The 14,694-nt window shown below is 56.5% G+C and carries 12 protein-coding genes and 1 tRNA gene; 3 read left to right on the top strand and 10 right to left on the bottom strand.

The features are described 5' to 3' along the window. Positions 1 to 112: 112 nt before the first annotated feature. The 3 genes from C7476_RS06190 to C7476_RS28090 all read right to left on the bottom strand — a co-directional run bounded on the left by C7476_RS06190 (position 113) and on the right by C7476_RS28090 (position 5,014). Entirely contained in the window at positions 113 to 3,280 is a 3,168-nt protein-coding gene (locus C7476_RS06190) for an efflux RND transporter permease subunit (RefSeq protein WP_114428996.1), read from the bottom strand. Further along, positions 3,277 to 4,458, bottom strand: a complete 1,182-nt coding sequence (locus C7476_RS06195; protein ID WP_114428997.1) for an efflux RND transporter periplasmic adaptor subunit — start codon at positions 4,456 to 4,458, stop codon at positions 3,277 to 3,279. Before C7476_RS06195 ends, C7476_RS06190 begins: the two co-directional genes overlap by 4 nt. Positions 4,459 to 4,621: 163 nt before the next feature. Next, positions 4,622 to 5,014: a hypothetical protein gene (locus tag C7476_RS28090; RefSeq protein ID WP_181872361.1), complete on the bottom strand. Its 393-nt coding sequence runs from the start codon at positions 5,012 to 5,014 to the stop codon at positions 4,622 to 4,624. Between C7476_RS28090 and tig the strand changes: the two genes are divergently transcribed. Further along, positions 5,013 to 6,437 carry a trigger factor gene (tig, locus tag C7476_RS06200; RefSeq protein ID WP_181872362.1) on the top strand — a complete coding sequence of 475 codons (1,425 nt, stop codon included), beginning with the start codon at positions 5,013 to 5,015 and terminating at the stop codon, positions 6,435 to 6,437. The genes C7476_RS28090 and tig overlap by 2 nt on opposite strands. Before the next feature lie 70 nt (positions 6,438 to 6,507). Here the strand turns inward: tig and C7476_RS06205 are convergent, their stop codons facing one another. The 4 genes from C7476_RS06205 to sfsA form a co-directional block, all read right to left on the bottom strand. After that, on the bottom strand, positions 6,508 to 7,227 hold the full coding sequence (locus C7476_RS06205; RefSeq protein ID WP_114428999.1) for a 3-keto-5-aminohexanoate cleavage protein: 720 nt from the start codon (positions 7,225 to 7,227) through the stop codon (positions 6,508 to 6,510). An 84-nt stretch (positions 7,228 to 7,311) separates the two neighbouring features. Beyond that, a complete protein-coding gene (radC, locus tag C7476_RS06210; protein WP_114429000.1) occupies positions 7,312 to 8,115 on the bottom strand; it encodes a RadC family protein in 804 nt (267 codons plus the stop codon). 12 nt (positions 8,116 to 8,127) lie between these two features. Then, entirely contained in the window at positions 8,128 to 8,958 is an 831-nt protein-coding gene (gene map / locus C7476_RS06215; RefSeq protein ID WP_114429001.1) for a type I methionyl aminopeptidase, read from the bottom strand. Positions 8,959 to 8,975: 17 nt separating this feature from the next. After that, positions 8,976 to 9,677: a DNA/RNA nuclease SfsA gene (gene sfsA, locus C7476_RS06220; protein WP_114429002.1), complete on the bottom strand. Its 702-nt coding sequence runs from the start codon at positions 9,675 to 9,677 to the stop codon at positions 8,976 to 8,978. A 303-nt stretch (positions 9,678 to 9,980) separates the two neighbouring features. Here sfsA and C7476_RS06230 point away from each other — a divergent pair, with 303 nt between their 5' ends. Next, positions 9,981 to 10,160, top strand: a complete 180-nt coding sequence (locus C7476_RS06230; RefSeq protein WP_114429004.1) for a hypothetical protein — start codon at positions 9,981 to 9,983, stop codon at positions 10,158 to 10,160. A 118-nt stretch (positions 10,161 to 10,278) separates the two neighbouring features. Here C7476_RS06230 and C7476_RS06235 read toward each other — a convergent pair. The 3 genes from C7476_RS06235 to phaC all read right to left on the bottom strand — a co-directional run bounded on the left by C7476_RS06235 (position 10,279) and on the right by phaC (position 13,882). Further along, a tRNA-Glu gene (locus C7476_RS06235) sits at positions 10,279 to 10,353 on the bottom strand. A gap of 147 nt (positions 10,354 to 10,500) precedes the next feature. Beyond that, the gene (locus tag C7476_RS06240) at positions 10,501 to 11,811 is read right to left on the bottom strand and encodes a YcbK family protein (protein ID WP_245426140.1); all 1,311 of its coding nucleotides are present in this window, start codon (positions 11,809 to 11,811) and stop codon (positions 10,501 to 10,503) included. 250 nt (positions 11,812 to 12,061) lie between these two features. Then, positions 12,062 to 13,882: a class I poly(R)-hydroxyalkanoic acid synthase gene (gene phaC / locus C7476_RS06245; protein ID WP_114429005.1), complete on the bottom strand. Its 1,821-nt coding sequence runs from the start codon at positions 13,880 to 13,882 to the stop codon at positions 12,062 to 12,064. A 118-nt stretch (positions 13,883 to 14,000) separates the two neighbouring features. Here phaC and C7476_RS06250 point away from each other — a divergent pair, with 118 nt between their 5' ends. Further along, positions 14,001 to 14,360 (top strand): hypothetical protein, encoded by a 360-nt coding sequence (locus tag C7476_RS06250; protein ID WP_114429006.1) that lies wholly within the window; start codon positions 14,001 to 14,003, stop codon positions 14,358 to 14,360. Positions 14,361 to 14,694 lie beyond the last annotated feature (334 nt).

Here is a 14,694-nt window from a genome sequence, read left to right on the forward strand (position 1 = left end):
CACCCGGCGCAGCATGCATGCTGACGAATTTCGAAGAAAGTACGTAACAGTAACTATGGGGGTATGTTGGGAGCTGTTTTGCGCGAGGCTCGAAAAGCCTCGCGCAATTTTGTTAATGGGCGGCGGGGGCTTCTTCTACGGCCACTTTACGTTTGCGGCCGAAAGACCGGAGTGCGACGTAGAACACCGGTGTCAGGAACAGGCCAAAGAACGTAACGCCGAGCATGCCGGAAAACACCGCCGTACCGAGCGACTGGCGCATTTCGGCGCCCGGTCCTTGTGCGATCATCAGCGGGACAACGCCGAAGATGAAGGCAAAGGCGGTCATCAGGATCGGACGCAGGCGCAAGCGGCTTGCCTCGATAGCCGCTTCGACCGGCGTCGCACCATCTTCCTGGTGTTGCCGAGCGAATTCGACGATGAGAATCGCGTTCTTCGCCGCCAGACCAATCAGCACGACGAGCCCGATCTGCGTCAGGATGTTGTTGTCCATACCCCGCAGGTCCACCCCGATTAGCGCAGCCAGCACCGCCAATGGAACGATCAGGATGATAGCCAGCGGCAGGATCCAGCTTTCATACTGGGCGGACAGCGCAAGAAAGACGAAGACCACGGAAAGGCCGAAAATCAGTATCGCCGTGTTTCCCGTGCTTCTCTCCTGCAATGCAAGCTCGGTCCAGTTGAAGGTTGTGCCCGGCGGCAAGGTTTTCGCCGCAAGCTCCTCCATCTTGTCGAGCCCTGTACCGGTAGAAACGCCGGGGGCAGAATTGCCCTGGAGCGGCACCGACACGTACATGTTATAGCGCTGCACGAGCGATGGGCCGGTTGTATCCCTGATTTCGACAAGTGTACCCAGCGGAACCAGCGCACCGGTCGCCGAGCGAACCTTCAGCGCGAGAATGTCCGCGCGATCCATGCGGAATTGCTGATCGGCCTGCGCGCGTACTTGATAAACACGGCCGTAAGCATTGAAATCATTCACATAAGACGTGCCGAGATTGATCGACAGCGCTTCAAAAATGTTCGGAATAGGCACGTTCAATGCCCGGGCCTTGTCGCGGTCGATATCAAGGAAATATTGCGGGCTCGAGGCAGAGAACGTCGTATAGACGCCGGTAAGACCAGGTGTCTGGTTGGCTTCTCCCATCATCTGCTGGGCCAGGCCAAGAACGCGGCGCATATCCGAACTGTCGCGATCGAGGAGCTGCATCTTGAAACCACCGGCATTGCCGACACCGCGAATGGAAGGCGGTGGCACCGCGATGATGAAAGCTTCCTGAATGCTCTGCAGACTTCCATAAATCTGGCCAATGATCGACGTTGCCGTCTGGCCATTCTTGATCCGTTCGTCAAATGATTCGAACGGCGCGAAAACAACGCCGGCATTCGAAGCATTGGTGAAAGTCGCGCCACTGAAGCCGGCGAAGGCGACCGAGTTTCTGACACCGGGGATATCGCGGATAATCTTCGAGGCTTGCTGGACCACGGCGTCGGTGCGGGCGAGGGATGCTCCGTCCGGCAGCTGGACAACCACGATCGCGTACCCTTGGTCCATCTGAGGAATGAAGCCGCGCGGTACCAGATTCGAGATGTACCATGTGGCTCCAAGGAGGCCGACGAACACGAGAAGCGAGGCAAGGAGGCCGATCGTCGATCCCACCAGCCGTCTTACGATCCAGGAATAGCCCGATGCCATTTTATCGAAGCCTCTGTTGAAACCGTTGGCGAGGCCTCGCCCGAAACGCGCGAGCGGATTGTTGGAAACCGCGTGATCGTGCGGACGCAGGATAATTGCAGCCAGGGCAGGAGATAATGTCAGCGAGTTGAGAGCTGAAATCGCCGTTGCCGCAGAAATCGTTACGGCAAACTGCAGGTAGAACTGGCCGGAAATGCCGGGAATGAAAGCTGTAGGTGCGAACACTGCGATCAGCACCAGCGAGATGGCGATGACGGCTGTGCCCACTTCATCCATGGTGGTATGCGCCGCCTGCTTTGGCGTCATGCCAGATGCCAGGTTTCGTTCCACGTTTTCGACAACGACAATCGCATCGTCGACGACGATGCCAATGGCGAGAACGAGCCCGAACAAGGTCAGCATATTCAGCGAAAAGCCGAATGCCAGAAGAATGGCGAACGTACCGATCAACGAGACAGGAATGGCAACGATAGGAATGATTGCGGTACGCCACGATTGCAGGAAGACGAGCACGACCAGCGCGACGAGAATCACTGCCTCGAAGATGGTCGTGTAAACATCGTTGATCGACTCAGCAATGAATTCGGTTGGATCATAGACGATGTCGTATTTGAGCCCTGGAGGGAAATCCTTGGCAAGCTCCTGCATTGTGGATTTGATTGTAGCAGCAGCTGCAAGCGCATTGGTGCCGGGCCGGCTGAAAATACCGAGCGCAACGGCGGGACTGCCATCGAGGTAGCTGTTGGTCACATAATCTTTCGCACCAAGCTCAATGCGGGCGACATCCTGCAACTGGACGAGGCGGCCATCTGCGCCGGTCTTGACGATCACATAGCGAAATTGCCTTGCATCCTCGAACCGGCCCTGCATCGTGACGGTATACTGAAAGGCGCCTGTGCCAGACGTTGGCGGGCCACCGATTTCACCGCCATTGACCTGCACGTTCTGGTCACGCAACGCCTGCACGACATCACCCGACGTCATGCTGTAGGCGGCCAGTTTCTGCGGATCGAGCCAGACGCGCATCGAATATTGACGCTCACCAAAAATGGTGATGTCGCCGACGCCATCAAGCCGCAGCAGCACGTCGCGGATGCGGGTGTTGGCATAGTTCGACGCGTAGAGCTGATCATAGCGATTATCCGGCGAAAGCACGTGCACGACCATCATCAGGTCAGGCGAGCTTTTCGTCGTGGTTATGCCGTTACGCTGGACGTCTTCCGGCAGCTGAGGCACAGCGATCGCGACACGGTTCTGCACAAGAACCTGTGCCTTGTCGAGATCGGTACCGAGCTTGAAGGTGATGGTCAGCGACATCGAGCCGTCGGCGGTCGAATAGGATGACATGTAAAGCATGTCCTCGACGCCGTTGATCTGCTGCTCGATCGGGGTGGCTACAGTGTTCGCGATGGTTTCCGCATCGGCGCCGGGATAGGACGTGCGCACCACAATGGTCGGCGGAGCGATTTCCGGATACTGGGCGACGGGAAGCTGCGTATAGGCAATGCTGCCGACAAGCAGCAATACGATCGAAAGGACGGATGCAAAGATCGGCCGATCGATGAAGAAATGCGCAAACCTCATTGACTGGCCTCCGCCGTCTTTGCCTCTGGCGGAAGCTGGACGAGTTCGGGCTTGACCTTGCCGCCGGGACGAACGCGCATCAACCCATTGACGACGATCGTCTCGTCACCGGTCAGCCCCTCGCGAATGACGCGGTAGCCATAAAGCTTGGGACCCGGGCGAACTGGCTTGCTCGTGACAGTGCCGTCCTCAGCGACGACGAAGACGACGCGCTCGTTCTGGTCCGAGCCGACAGCTTCATCAGGGACCAAAATCCCCTTATAGGTGTTCGAAGCGGCCACTTCCACGCGCCCAAAAAGTCCTGGCTGCAGGATGAAATTGGGGTTGGCGAAGCGTGCGCGAACCCGCATCGTGCCTGTCGCGTCATCGATCCGATTTTCGGCAAAGTCGAGTTTGCCCTTGACTGGCGGTTCGTTGGAGTCCGTGAGTTTGACAGTGACATCAAGGCCGCCGCCGCCTTCCTGCAAGTTGCTTCCACGCTCGCGAGCCGTCCGTGCGTAGTTGAGCAGATTGCGCTCATCGACGTCGAAGTAGAAATCGATCGGGTCAAGCGAGACGATGGTAGTCAGGATCGTGTCATTGGCATTGACCAGATTGCCAACCGAAATCAGCCGGCGATCGATACGGCCATCCTGCGGCGCGGTGATCTGCGTATATAGAAGATTGAGCTGAGCGCCATCGACGGCCGCCTGAGCGCCGGCCACACTGGCCTGGCCCGCCAGGAAAGCGCGCCGCTGGTCATCGAGCGTCGATACTGACAGCGTGCCGCTGCCGGTGAGCGATTCCGTCCGCTTGTACTGTGCCTCAGCGTAAGTCAGCGTTGTCTTGGCAACCTCGAGCGACGATTTTGCCTGCGCCAGCGCGGTGATATAGGGCCGCTGGTCAATCGTGAAAAGCGGATCGCCTTTCTTTACCAATGCGCCATCGGTGAAATGAACTGTATCGAGATAGCCATCGATGCGTGAACGGACGGCGACCTGATCGACGGCTTCAAATCGTCCGATAAACTCATCGCTGTCCACCACGTCACGCACGACCGGCTTTGCAACCGTCACGGTCGGGGGAGGAGGCGGAGCCGCGGCTTCCTGGGCAAGGGCTGCCGATGCCGACAAGATAGCGGCGGTAAATCCAAGTTTTAGGGCTGTAAACAACGCGCGTGGCAAGGGATAGGCCTCCATGGCAACGAGACTTCCAGTGTGTCGTACGGAGAAAAATACCAATCTGCTCAATCGATTAAAATGGATTGAAGACAGGTTTCCACGGACGACCAATCTAATATTGCAAATCAGTTCATAGAGCTTCGATCCGATTTATATACGACGACTATTGGGGAGGGCGTGGTCATAATCGATCTGTCTCAAAACCCCGTGGGGGCAGATTTGCACAGTTCGATTTCGTTGTCACCCTGCAATCGCGGGTAGCAATCGGCTGGCGACAGGCAATTTCGTCAACTGCAAAGGCTCTACCATTGATTTTTAGACGTAAGGCAAGTAAAGGGAGCGACCAGTCGGTAAGGGTACTGTTTCTTCCGTAACTTTGTGCCGGATTGTGTGGTACAATCAATGCTACAAAACGAAGTTGAGTTAGAAATAAACCAATAAAATCAACGCGGATGGTAGAGCGCGGCTCACTCCATCCGAACCAGAAGCCACGACGGCATGAGTTTTTCTCCCGCAATTTGGCGAAAGAGCCGGTGACGGCGGGACGAATGTTAAAAAGTGAAGGTTTGGACATGCAGGTTACTGAAACGCTCAATGAAGGGCTGAAGCGCGAGATCAAGGTCGTTGTTCCGGCCAAGGATCTGGAAGCAAAGCTTTCCGAACGCCTACAAGGCGCCAGCGCAAAAGCGCGCATCAATGGTTTCCGCCCGGGCAAGGTGCCTATGGCGCACCTGCGCAAGATGTACGGCAAGTCATTCATGGCTGAAGTCGTCAACGAGATTCTGAGCGATTCTTCACGCACGATCCTCGCCGAGCGCAATGAAAAGTCGGCTACCCAGCCTGAGGTCGTCATGACCGAAGACGAGAAGGAAGCGGACAAGGTATTGAGCGGTCAGGCCGATTTCGAATTCTCGCTGAATTATGAAGTTCTGCCTGCCATCGAGATCAAGGACACCTCCAAGATCAACGTCACGCGCGAAGTCGTCGATGTCTCCGATGAGGAAGTCGAAGAGCAGGTCAAGCGCGTTGCGAGCTCTGCGCAGACGTTCGAGACGAAGAAGGGCAAAGCTGAAAGCGGCGACCGCATCACGATGGATTACCTCGGCAAGGTCGACGACGTTCCGTTTGATGGCGGTGCCGACAGCGATGCGACGCTGGTTCTCGGTTCCGGCCAGTTTATCCCGGGCTTCGAAGATCAGTTGATCGGAACCAAGGCCGGTGATGAAAAGCAGATCAAAGTTACGTTCCCGGCCGAATACCAGGCAGCTCATCTTGCAGGCAAGGATGCAACCTTCGACGTAACCGTCAAGGAAGTTGCCAAGCCGGGCGAACTCGAAATCAATGATGAGACTGCCAAGAAGCTTGGCATCGAAAGCGCCGACCGCCTGCGTCAGGTCATCCGCGAGCAGATCGAAAGCCAGTACGGCAAGTTCACTCGTCAAAAGGTGAAGCGCCAGATACTTGACGCGCTCGACAGCGAATATCAGTTCGAGTCGCCAGAACGTCTGGTTAATGCTGAGTTCAACAACATCTGGGCACAGATCGGCCACGACCTGCAGGAAGCCGGCAAGACCTTCGAAGACGAGGACACGACGGAAGAAGAGGCTCGCGACGAGTATCGCAAGCTTGCCGAACGCCGCGTTCGTCTCGGTCTCGTTCTTTCGGAAATTGGCAACAAGGCCGGTATCGAAGTGACCGAAGACGAGCTGCAGCGCGCCGTCTATGATCAGGTTCGCCAGTATCCCGGTCAGGAACAGCAGATCTATGAATTCTTCCGCAAGACCCCGGAAGCAGTCAACAATTTGCGCGCTCCGATCTTCGAGGAAAAGGTAGTCGATCACCTTTTGTCGAACATCAACGTCACCGACAAGAAGGTGACCAAGGAAGCGCTGATGGCCGATGACGAGGCTGACGCCAAGTCGGATGAAGCCAAGAAGCCTGCCAAGAAGGCGGCGCCTAAGAAGGCTGCCAAGAAGAAGGCAGACGACGAGGCATAAGCTTCAACCAATGATCTGAAAAAGGCCGCTTCAAGCGGCCTTTTTTTGTTGGTGTGGCTACGCAGGCAGTTCAATAAGCCCGTGCCAGCAAAACAGCTGCGCGGACAATGTCGGCGTTATCGGCCGCCCTTTTCCCCGAAGGCAGTAGCCTGCCGTCCTCAAGGCCAATGCGGCTGTCATAGCCGCGCGCCATTGCTTCCCTGAACATCGGCCATACACTGGCTTCATCGCCGTGCAACAGAATTGGAAGCGAAAAATCGGCTTGCTGGAGAACTGATATGATGCCAGTTGCGACGGAGAGACCTTCTTCAGCGTCCTGTTCATTGATTTCGATCAACACGCGCAGGCATCTAGGGGCATCGGGCAGCGCGACAAAGCGTTCCGCATCGCTCACGGACCATATGCCTGCTTCGACGCCGATTCCTTTACCCATGACGAGCGAGATCATTTCCGCTGCGTCCACCTCAACGAGATTGATGGAAACGTAATCCGGCAGCACGCTCCATTGCTCAATCGGCCTTTGCCGGGCCTTGCCTCCGGGCGGAATGCGCCAGTGGGTGGATAGTCCGATTGGAATACCGGGGACGCTGGAGCGGATGGCCAGAATTGCCTCTGCGACATCATCGGGCTCAAGGCTCTCGGCACCATCCGCACCGCGTGGGTGTACATGAAGTTCCCGCGCGCCAGCAGCAACACTCTGCGCCGCATCATGGGCGAGTTCTGCCGCGGTCAAAGGGACTGCAGCATGAAAGTCCCGGGTTCGACCGCCGTTCAAACAGGCTTGCAGCATGATTTGTACTCCGCTCAGATCTCGACGGGATTTATCATAGCCGAATTCGTACTGACCGCACATTTGATCGCGTTTGCGGTTGCGTCAGAAAAGTTTGAGGTCCTTCAGGCTGGCATGGCCGTTCTTGCCGATGATGATGTGGTCATGCACGACAATACCCATCTGTGCTCCGATATTGGCGATTGTCCTCGTCATTTCGATATCGGCTTTTGAAGGGGTAGGATCACCGGAAGGGTGGTTGTGCGCGAGGATGATGCCACTCGCAGCGAGTTGCAGTGCCCGCGCAATCACCTCGCGCGGATAGACCGGGGTATGGTCCACCGTCCCGACCTGTTGGACTTCATCGGCGATCAATGAATTTTTCTTGTCCAGAAACAGGATGCGAAATTGCTCGCGCGACTCATATGCCATTGCTGCGACACAATAATCCATGACCTTGCTCCATGAGCTTAACACCGTCTTTTCGCGAATGTCGCTGCGGATCATGCGGTGGGTCAGCGCGGCTACGAGCTTGAGGTCGAAGGTAACAGCCGGACCGCACCCCTTCACTTCGCGCAAAAGATGTTCTGGAGCGCCAAGAACTTCTGCCAGCGATCCAAAGCGAGACAGGAGGGCCTTGGCCAAAGGCTTCGTATCGCCTTGCTTGATCGAGCGATACAGCAATATCTCCAGCATTTCGTAGTCGGCAAATCCCGCGTGGCCGACCTTTTGAAACCGCTGTCTTATCCGCTCGCGATGGCCATGGTAATGCGGAAGCTCCTCTTCGGGATCGCTCTTCTGCTCCGCGTTGCGGACGGCGCTATCGGCTGCAACGGGTGGTTGTTTGGGAGAGAGTTTTGCGGAGGGCTCGTTGAAGAAGAAAGTCTGTTCCGGCTTTTCTTCGCTCATTGAGCTACCATCCTATTCGAGTTTCAATCCCGGCGCGAACAGGCCGGCGGGAGACAGGGTGAAGACCTCGCAGCCGTCCTTGGTGACACCTACCGTATGCTCATACTGCGCAGTAAGCGAGCGATCGCGCGTAACGGCTGTCCAGCCATCGGCGAGCACTTTCACATGTGGACGGCCGAGATTGATCATCGGCTCGATGGTGAAGATCATGCCCTCGCGCAGTTCGACGCCTTCATTCGGCGTGCCGTAATGCAGAATGTTCGGCGCGTCGTGGAAAAGCCGGCCGACGCCATGGCCGCAGAAATCCCGCACGACCGAGCATCGTTCTGATTCCGCATAGGTCTGGATGGCCGCGCCAATAGCGCCGGTACGCGCACCGGGACGCACGGCCGCGATGCCGCGCATCAGGCTCTCATGCGTGACTTCCATCAGGCGCTCGGCCGCGCGCTTGATTTCGCCCACCGGGTACATGCGGCTGGAATCGCCATGCCAGCCATCGAGGATATAGGTCACGTCGATATTGACGATGTCGCCTTCCCGCAGCGGCTTGTCGTCGGGGATGCCGTGGCAGACCACGTGATTGATCGAGGTGCAGCTCGACTTCGTATAACCGCGATAGTTGAGCGTAGCTGGCAGAGCGCCATGATCCGCCCCGAACTCGAAGACAAAACGATCGATGGTGTTGGTCGTGACGCCCGGCGCAACGATAGAGGCGAGTTCATCCAGGCAGCGTGCGGTCAACAGGCAAGCCTTGCGCATGGCCTCAAACCCTTCCGGGCCGTGAAGCCTGATCTGCCCGGTATTTTTCAAGGGCGCGCTCTGTGCGTCGAGATAGGTAACCATATTCGTTCCGGTTGGCGTCAATCGATAATTGGCATTGTGCTGATAGCAGCGATACCCGTGGGTGTGATGTGGCATTTTACTGCGTAAGCTTCAACCCCGCGCCGCATTGCCCGCTCGAAAGCCGTTGCATAAGCAGGATCAAGATCGCCGCAAATTTTCAAACGTTCGCAGTCTCCGCGCTGGATGACATAGAGCATGATACCACGATGACCGTTTTCAACCATGTTGCCAAGCTCATCCAGATGTTTTGCGCCTCGCGCAGTTGGAGAATCGGGAAATTCTGCCAGTCCGGCAGATCTTGAAAAATGCACGTTCTTGACCTCGACATAGGCGTCAGGACGATTTGGGTCGCGCAAAAGTATATCGATGCGCGAATTCGAGCCGTATTTTTGCTCGCGTCTGAACTCCGTATAGCCGCTCAAAGAGGGCAGCAGACCTGACAGGATCGCTTCTTCAGCAATGCGGTTTGGCAGGCCCGTATTGATGCCAACCATGATGCCTTGCGCTTCGACCAGCTGCAAAGTGTGCGGATATTTGCGTTTCAACCCGTCCGAAATCGACAACCACACCCTGATGCCCGGGTCCGTCAGGCCCAGCATGGAGCCGGTATTGGGAACCGAACTTGTGATCGGATTGCCGTCGTCCAGAATAATGTCAGCGAGAAAGCGTTTGTAGCGTTGGACCAGCCGGCCGGTGACGAGAGGGGAAGCGAATATCATGTGGAGGATTTAGCCGACATGATGGAGCGCGACAACATCCTGGCACAGCATATAAAAAAACCTGCCTCTGAAAGGCAGGTTGAGTTTGCTCTGGGGTGGGAGAATCGGGCCAGCTTGGAGGTTGAACTGGACCCTGCTGCCGCAAATCAATGTGGCAGTACCGAGATAATAGGTCAGCTGCCGATTCGGGTCTCATAACTTTGTCTAACAGGCGGTGACAAAGCTTGAAATAACCGGGCTGTTCTAATCTGCAAGAGTGTCACATGCTACGCGGAGGGACGAAACTCATCAGGAGGAGACGTGATGAAACTCAAGTTTTTCCTACCGTTTGTTGCTCTCGCTGCATTCACGTTGGCGGGTTGTAACGACAAGCCGGCTGAAACCACAACGACCCCGCCGGCAACGACAACCGAGCCCACAACACCAGCTCCAGCACCAACAACTCCCGCCCCGGATCCGGCAAAGCCAGCACCCGCCAACTAGCGCGGTCCGCAACAAATCAGACGGCCAGCTCACCCGGAGTTGGCCGTTTTCTATTGCAAGCAAACATCGCGGGATGAGAGCTTTTGCGAGCAAGCAATTGAATTTTCGAGAAAAAACCTGGTACGCCCAAGGGGAATCGAACCCCTGTTTGCGCCGTGAAAGGGCGCCGTCCTAACCGCTAGACGATGGGCGCCGCTCGGTTAAGCGGCTTATAGTGAAACAGTTTTTGCGCCGCAAGCCCATAAAGCGTTCTTTTTTCGAAAAAGTGCAGTTTGTGGCCATCGATAAACTGGGGTTGGTGCCCTACGACCCTGCGGGGATAGCATTTTGTGCTGAATGCTCAGCCAGCCCTGCGTGAACAGCGCCAGTTCCAATCGCGCGTTGGTCCAATATCGACGTGAACTGATTCGGTGTGACAATAGGTACCGACACCGCCTCGTCCAGACATCGAGCGGGCGAAATTGGCCAACTCCCACTTGGAAACTCCGGGGACTTGTATGTCTGCTGCAGCGCAGGACATGTGCAGCGACGCCTTCGCGCCGTTGACAAGCCGGTTGTAGGGCGGGCTGCGATACCCCGACGTCACAATCACGGACTTGCCGTATCTGCGCTCGATTGACTTGAGCATACCGACGAGTTGCGGTTTCAGGCAGGCAACCTGGACGTTTTCGCGCTGAACCTTGAGACCGTTGGGCGCGAGACGAGCGAGGCCCGCGGCCGAAGCAAGAATCACAGGAGCTGCCGCGGCTTCAACATCGTCATCGTCATAAAGACTGTCGCGCTGCATGATCTGGATGCCCGCATTGGGCCGCACGCCAGGTAGTGAGGATGATACATATTGGGTCTGGCCGGCGAATGAGCTGGCAGCAGGCAGTGCTGATGCTGTCTGGACCGGCGTATTGACTGCGCGCAGTTTTGGTTGTGATTTTGGTTCAATGACGGCGACCAGGCGCTTTCCGGCCGGCTTCGAAAGATTATTGGAGAACAGCCGCATCAGCGCGCCATTGTTCTTTGCTGCCGTCGCTGGACGCGTCGTTTCAGTCGCAATGCCTTGCTCCGGGGATGCGGGAGCATCAGACTTGGCTGCGGTCTTGTCTGTATCAGCTGCCGGAACCTCTGCAGCTTGCTGCTGGGTTTTTTTCGGCTGAATGTCGCCTTCGCCCCTCATGGGATTTCCAAACAGCGATGTCTTGACGGGCGCCGCAGCTGTTGCCGCGCTTGCAACCTGCGTCTCTCCAGTATTGGCAGGAGTGCTCGAACCGAAAAGTGATGTTTTGACGGGCGCTGCCTGTGTCGGAGCAGCTGCTGCCGCGGTTTGCTGTTCTGCGCTTTTCGGGGCTTCTGTAGCAGCCGTAACTGGCAACGCCTTGCCATTAACAGGTTTGGCGGTTTGATTTATCGCCTGAAGAGCAGTCGGCTCAGTGCTTCCGGCCAGAGCCAGCGCTTCGGGGGTTATCGCTTGGGTGCCGCCGGACGGCATCGCGCTTTCAGTCGTGTGTGTCGTGGCATCGCTGGAGGGAGCCAGGGCAGCAGTAGCTCCGGGGCTTGAGACCGTCGACGTGCACGATGTAGCAGTCATGGCCGAAAGCACAATGACGCATGCGACCGTACTCGCCCGAAGGGCATAAACTGAAGCTGGCAGTAATTTCAACGATTCCCCCGTCTCGTCTTTTCCGGCCGTGTAGTGTTCAAGTCCGGTCCGCTTTTATAAGAGCAGAAAGCTCGCGAAGTTCTATTGAAGTGCAAATAACACCGGCAGAGAGTCGCCAGAGTTAATGAAGTTTTGTCATCTGCACAAGGCTTCAAGTATAGGTAGAATGAGGCGAAAACGTGATCGGCCACTTTCTCGCCATTGTCGTTACGTGTTCTTTACGCTTTTCCACGGTCCCAAATCGAACGGTTCAAACGCGCACACGGACATATGTTCCGGGCGCTTCGGCGAGAATCTTCATATGATTTTCGCCCGGTTTGCGTGCGGGAACGCGTGTTCCGTCCTGCGCTTCGATCCATTTCTCCCAATGGTTCCACCAGGAACCGGGATGTTCTTTCGCCTTTGCCAGCCATTCATCGAATGCGCCGACTGGCTTGCCGCCGGTCCAATATTGATACTTGTTCTTGGCGGGCGGATTGACGACGCCCGCTATGTGACCTGAGCCCGACATGACATAGGTGATATCCCCGCCGAAATAACGGCAGCCCGTGAAGACGGAAAGTGCGGGAGCGATATGATCTTCCTTGGCGGCGAGATTGTAGATCGGGATTTTGACATCGGCGAGCGAGAGATTCTCCCCAGCGAGCTTCATCATGCCGCGCACCAGATTGTTGTCGAGATAGCAGTTACGCAAGTAATAGGAATGGTTCGCCGCGCTCATCCTTGTGGCATCGGCGTTCCAGTAAAGCAGGTCGAACGGCACGGGATCGCGGCCGCGCATATAGTTATTGACCACATAGGGCCATATCAGGTCGCCGGAGCGGAGCATGTTGAAGGCCGTCGCCATGCGCGTTCCGTCCAGATAGCCTTCCGCCGACATTGCCTTTTCCAGCGCCCGGATTTGATCTTCGTCAACGAAGACCTTGAGATCGCCCGCATGGGTGAAATCCACCTGCGTCGTAAAGAGGGTGGCGCTCTTGATTCGCTCTTCGCCTTCCTTGGCAAAAAGGGCGAGGGCAGCGCTCAAGAGGGTTCCGCCAACACAGTAGCCGATGGCGTTCACGGCTTTTTCGCCGGTGGCTTTCTCGACCGTATCGAGCCCAAAACGCAGGCCCTCATTGATATAGGCCGTCCAGTCCTTCATAGCGTGGCGATGGTCGGGATTGACCCATGAAATCACGAAGACCGTGTGGCCGTGTTCCACCGCCCATTTGATGAAGGATTTCTCGGGGTTCAGATCGAGAATGTAGAATTTGTTGATCCATGGCGGACAAATCAGGAGAGGGCGCTTGAATACCTCTTTTGTGGCTGGATCGTACTGGATGATCTCCGCGACTTCGCTGCGGGCGATAACCTTGCCCGGAGTGGTGGCGACATTCTCGCCGAGTGCAAACTTCGTAAGGTCGGACTGGCGCAGGCGCAGGTCGCCGCCTCCGGCCACAATATCTTCGGCAAGCATCTTCATGCCGCGAACGAGATTTTCGCCATTGCTGGCAACGGTTTCCTTGTAAAGCTCCGGATTGGTCAGGAGAAAGTTGCTCGGAGATGCCGCCGTGGTGATCTGCTTGACGTAAAATGCCGCCTTGTGCCGCGTATGATCGTCAAGTCCTTCGGCGTTTTCGACGAGATCCCCCGCCCAACGTGCAGTAACGAGATAGGCCTGCTTGAGAAAATCGAAAAAGGCGTTCTTGCCCCAGTCCTCATCGGCAAAACGCTTGTCACCCTTGTCGGGCGTGACGATGTCCTCCACCTCTTCACCACTCATGCGGCGAATGGAGTTCGACCAGATCACCATATAGCTGGAAAATAGTTTGGTCTGCGCTTCAAGGGCGCGGGCCGGCTCGGAAAGCCAATATTCCGAAACTTTTGAAAGTGTCTTCACCACGTCCGTGACGGGGTCGGCGAGCGTGTCACGCTTCAGGCCTTTTTCGCGCGGTTCGACCCAGGCGGAAGCCGCTTTTCCGGCCTGCTCGATCATATGGGCGACATTGCGCGCAAAGGCTTCCGGATCCTTGACGACATAGTTATCAAGGTTCGGGGTCTTGCCGCTCTTATCGCCTTGATTATCCATGCAGTCGCTTCCTCCCGTCGATGCGCGATATTGACATCATATCATAAATCGGTGCTATCCCTCTAACGTGCAATTGTTACGGCAATGATGAAATCGTTTTTCGCAGTCAGGACACATAATGAACATTTCGGTCAAAAACATTATGCGCTTCTCTGTTGGCGCCATCCTCATCGCCGGTCTTGGTGCCTGCGCCAGTCCGCCCCCGCCGCCCATGTCCAATTCGCCTCTGACCGGGCCGGTAAATACCGGTGCCTATCCCCATTTCACACCTGATCCAAAAGGCGAGACCACGCAGTTCACTCCGGAAGAAAAGGATGCGCTGCGATCAAAGCTTTCCGTCGCCAAGTCAGGACAAGCCGGCCCGTCCTCGGATCCCGCTGTCGCGGCCCGCAGGCAGGCCGAGATGCAACTGCTGAAGAAACAGCAGGAAGCGGATCTGAAGGAGATCGAAGGGAAGTCGTCTACCACACCCCAGTGATCTCGTTTCACTTGCATGCCGGATCATGCGGAAATCGCGGATAAGTTGGCCCTTCTTTTCCGGACGGCATTGCCGCTGTGCGTGGTTCGTCAAGCTCACCATGAGGGACGTGGGTTGATTGCAAGGAGCCAAGGACTGCGGGGGCGGGGACAAGCGGTGCAGTCCTCAATCTCCCTCATGGTGAGCTTGTCGAACCACGCACAGCAGCATTGCCATCCGGCAAATCACCAGCCTTCAAGGCACCCCGATCAACCTCCGAACAAAAATAATCGTGGCCACTTATCCACGCTCCCCGAACCTGGGCTATCCTATGCCCGTCCTTTCCATGGGGAGC

Source organism: Phyllobacterium bourgognense, from assembly GCF_003337575.1.
Taxonomy (GTDB): Bacteria; Pseudomonadota; Alphaproteobacteria; order Rhizobiales; family Rhizobiaceae; genus Phyllobacterium; species Phyllobacterium bourgognense.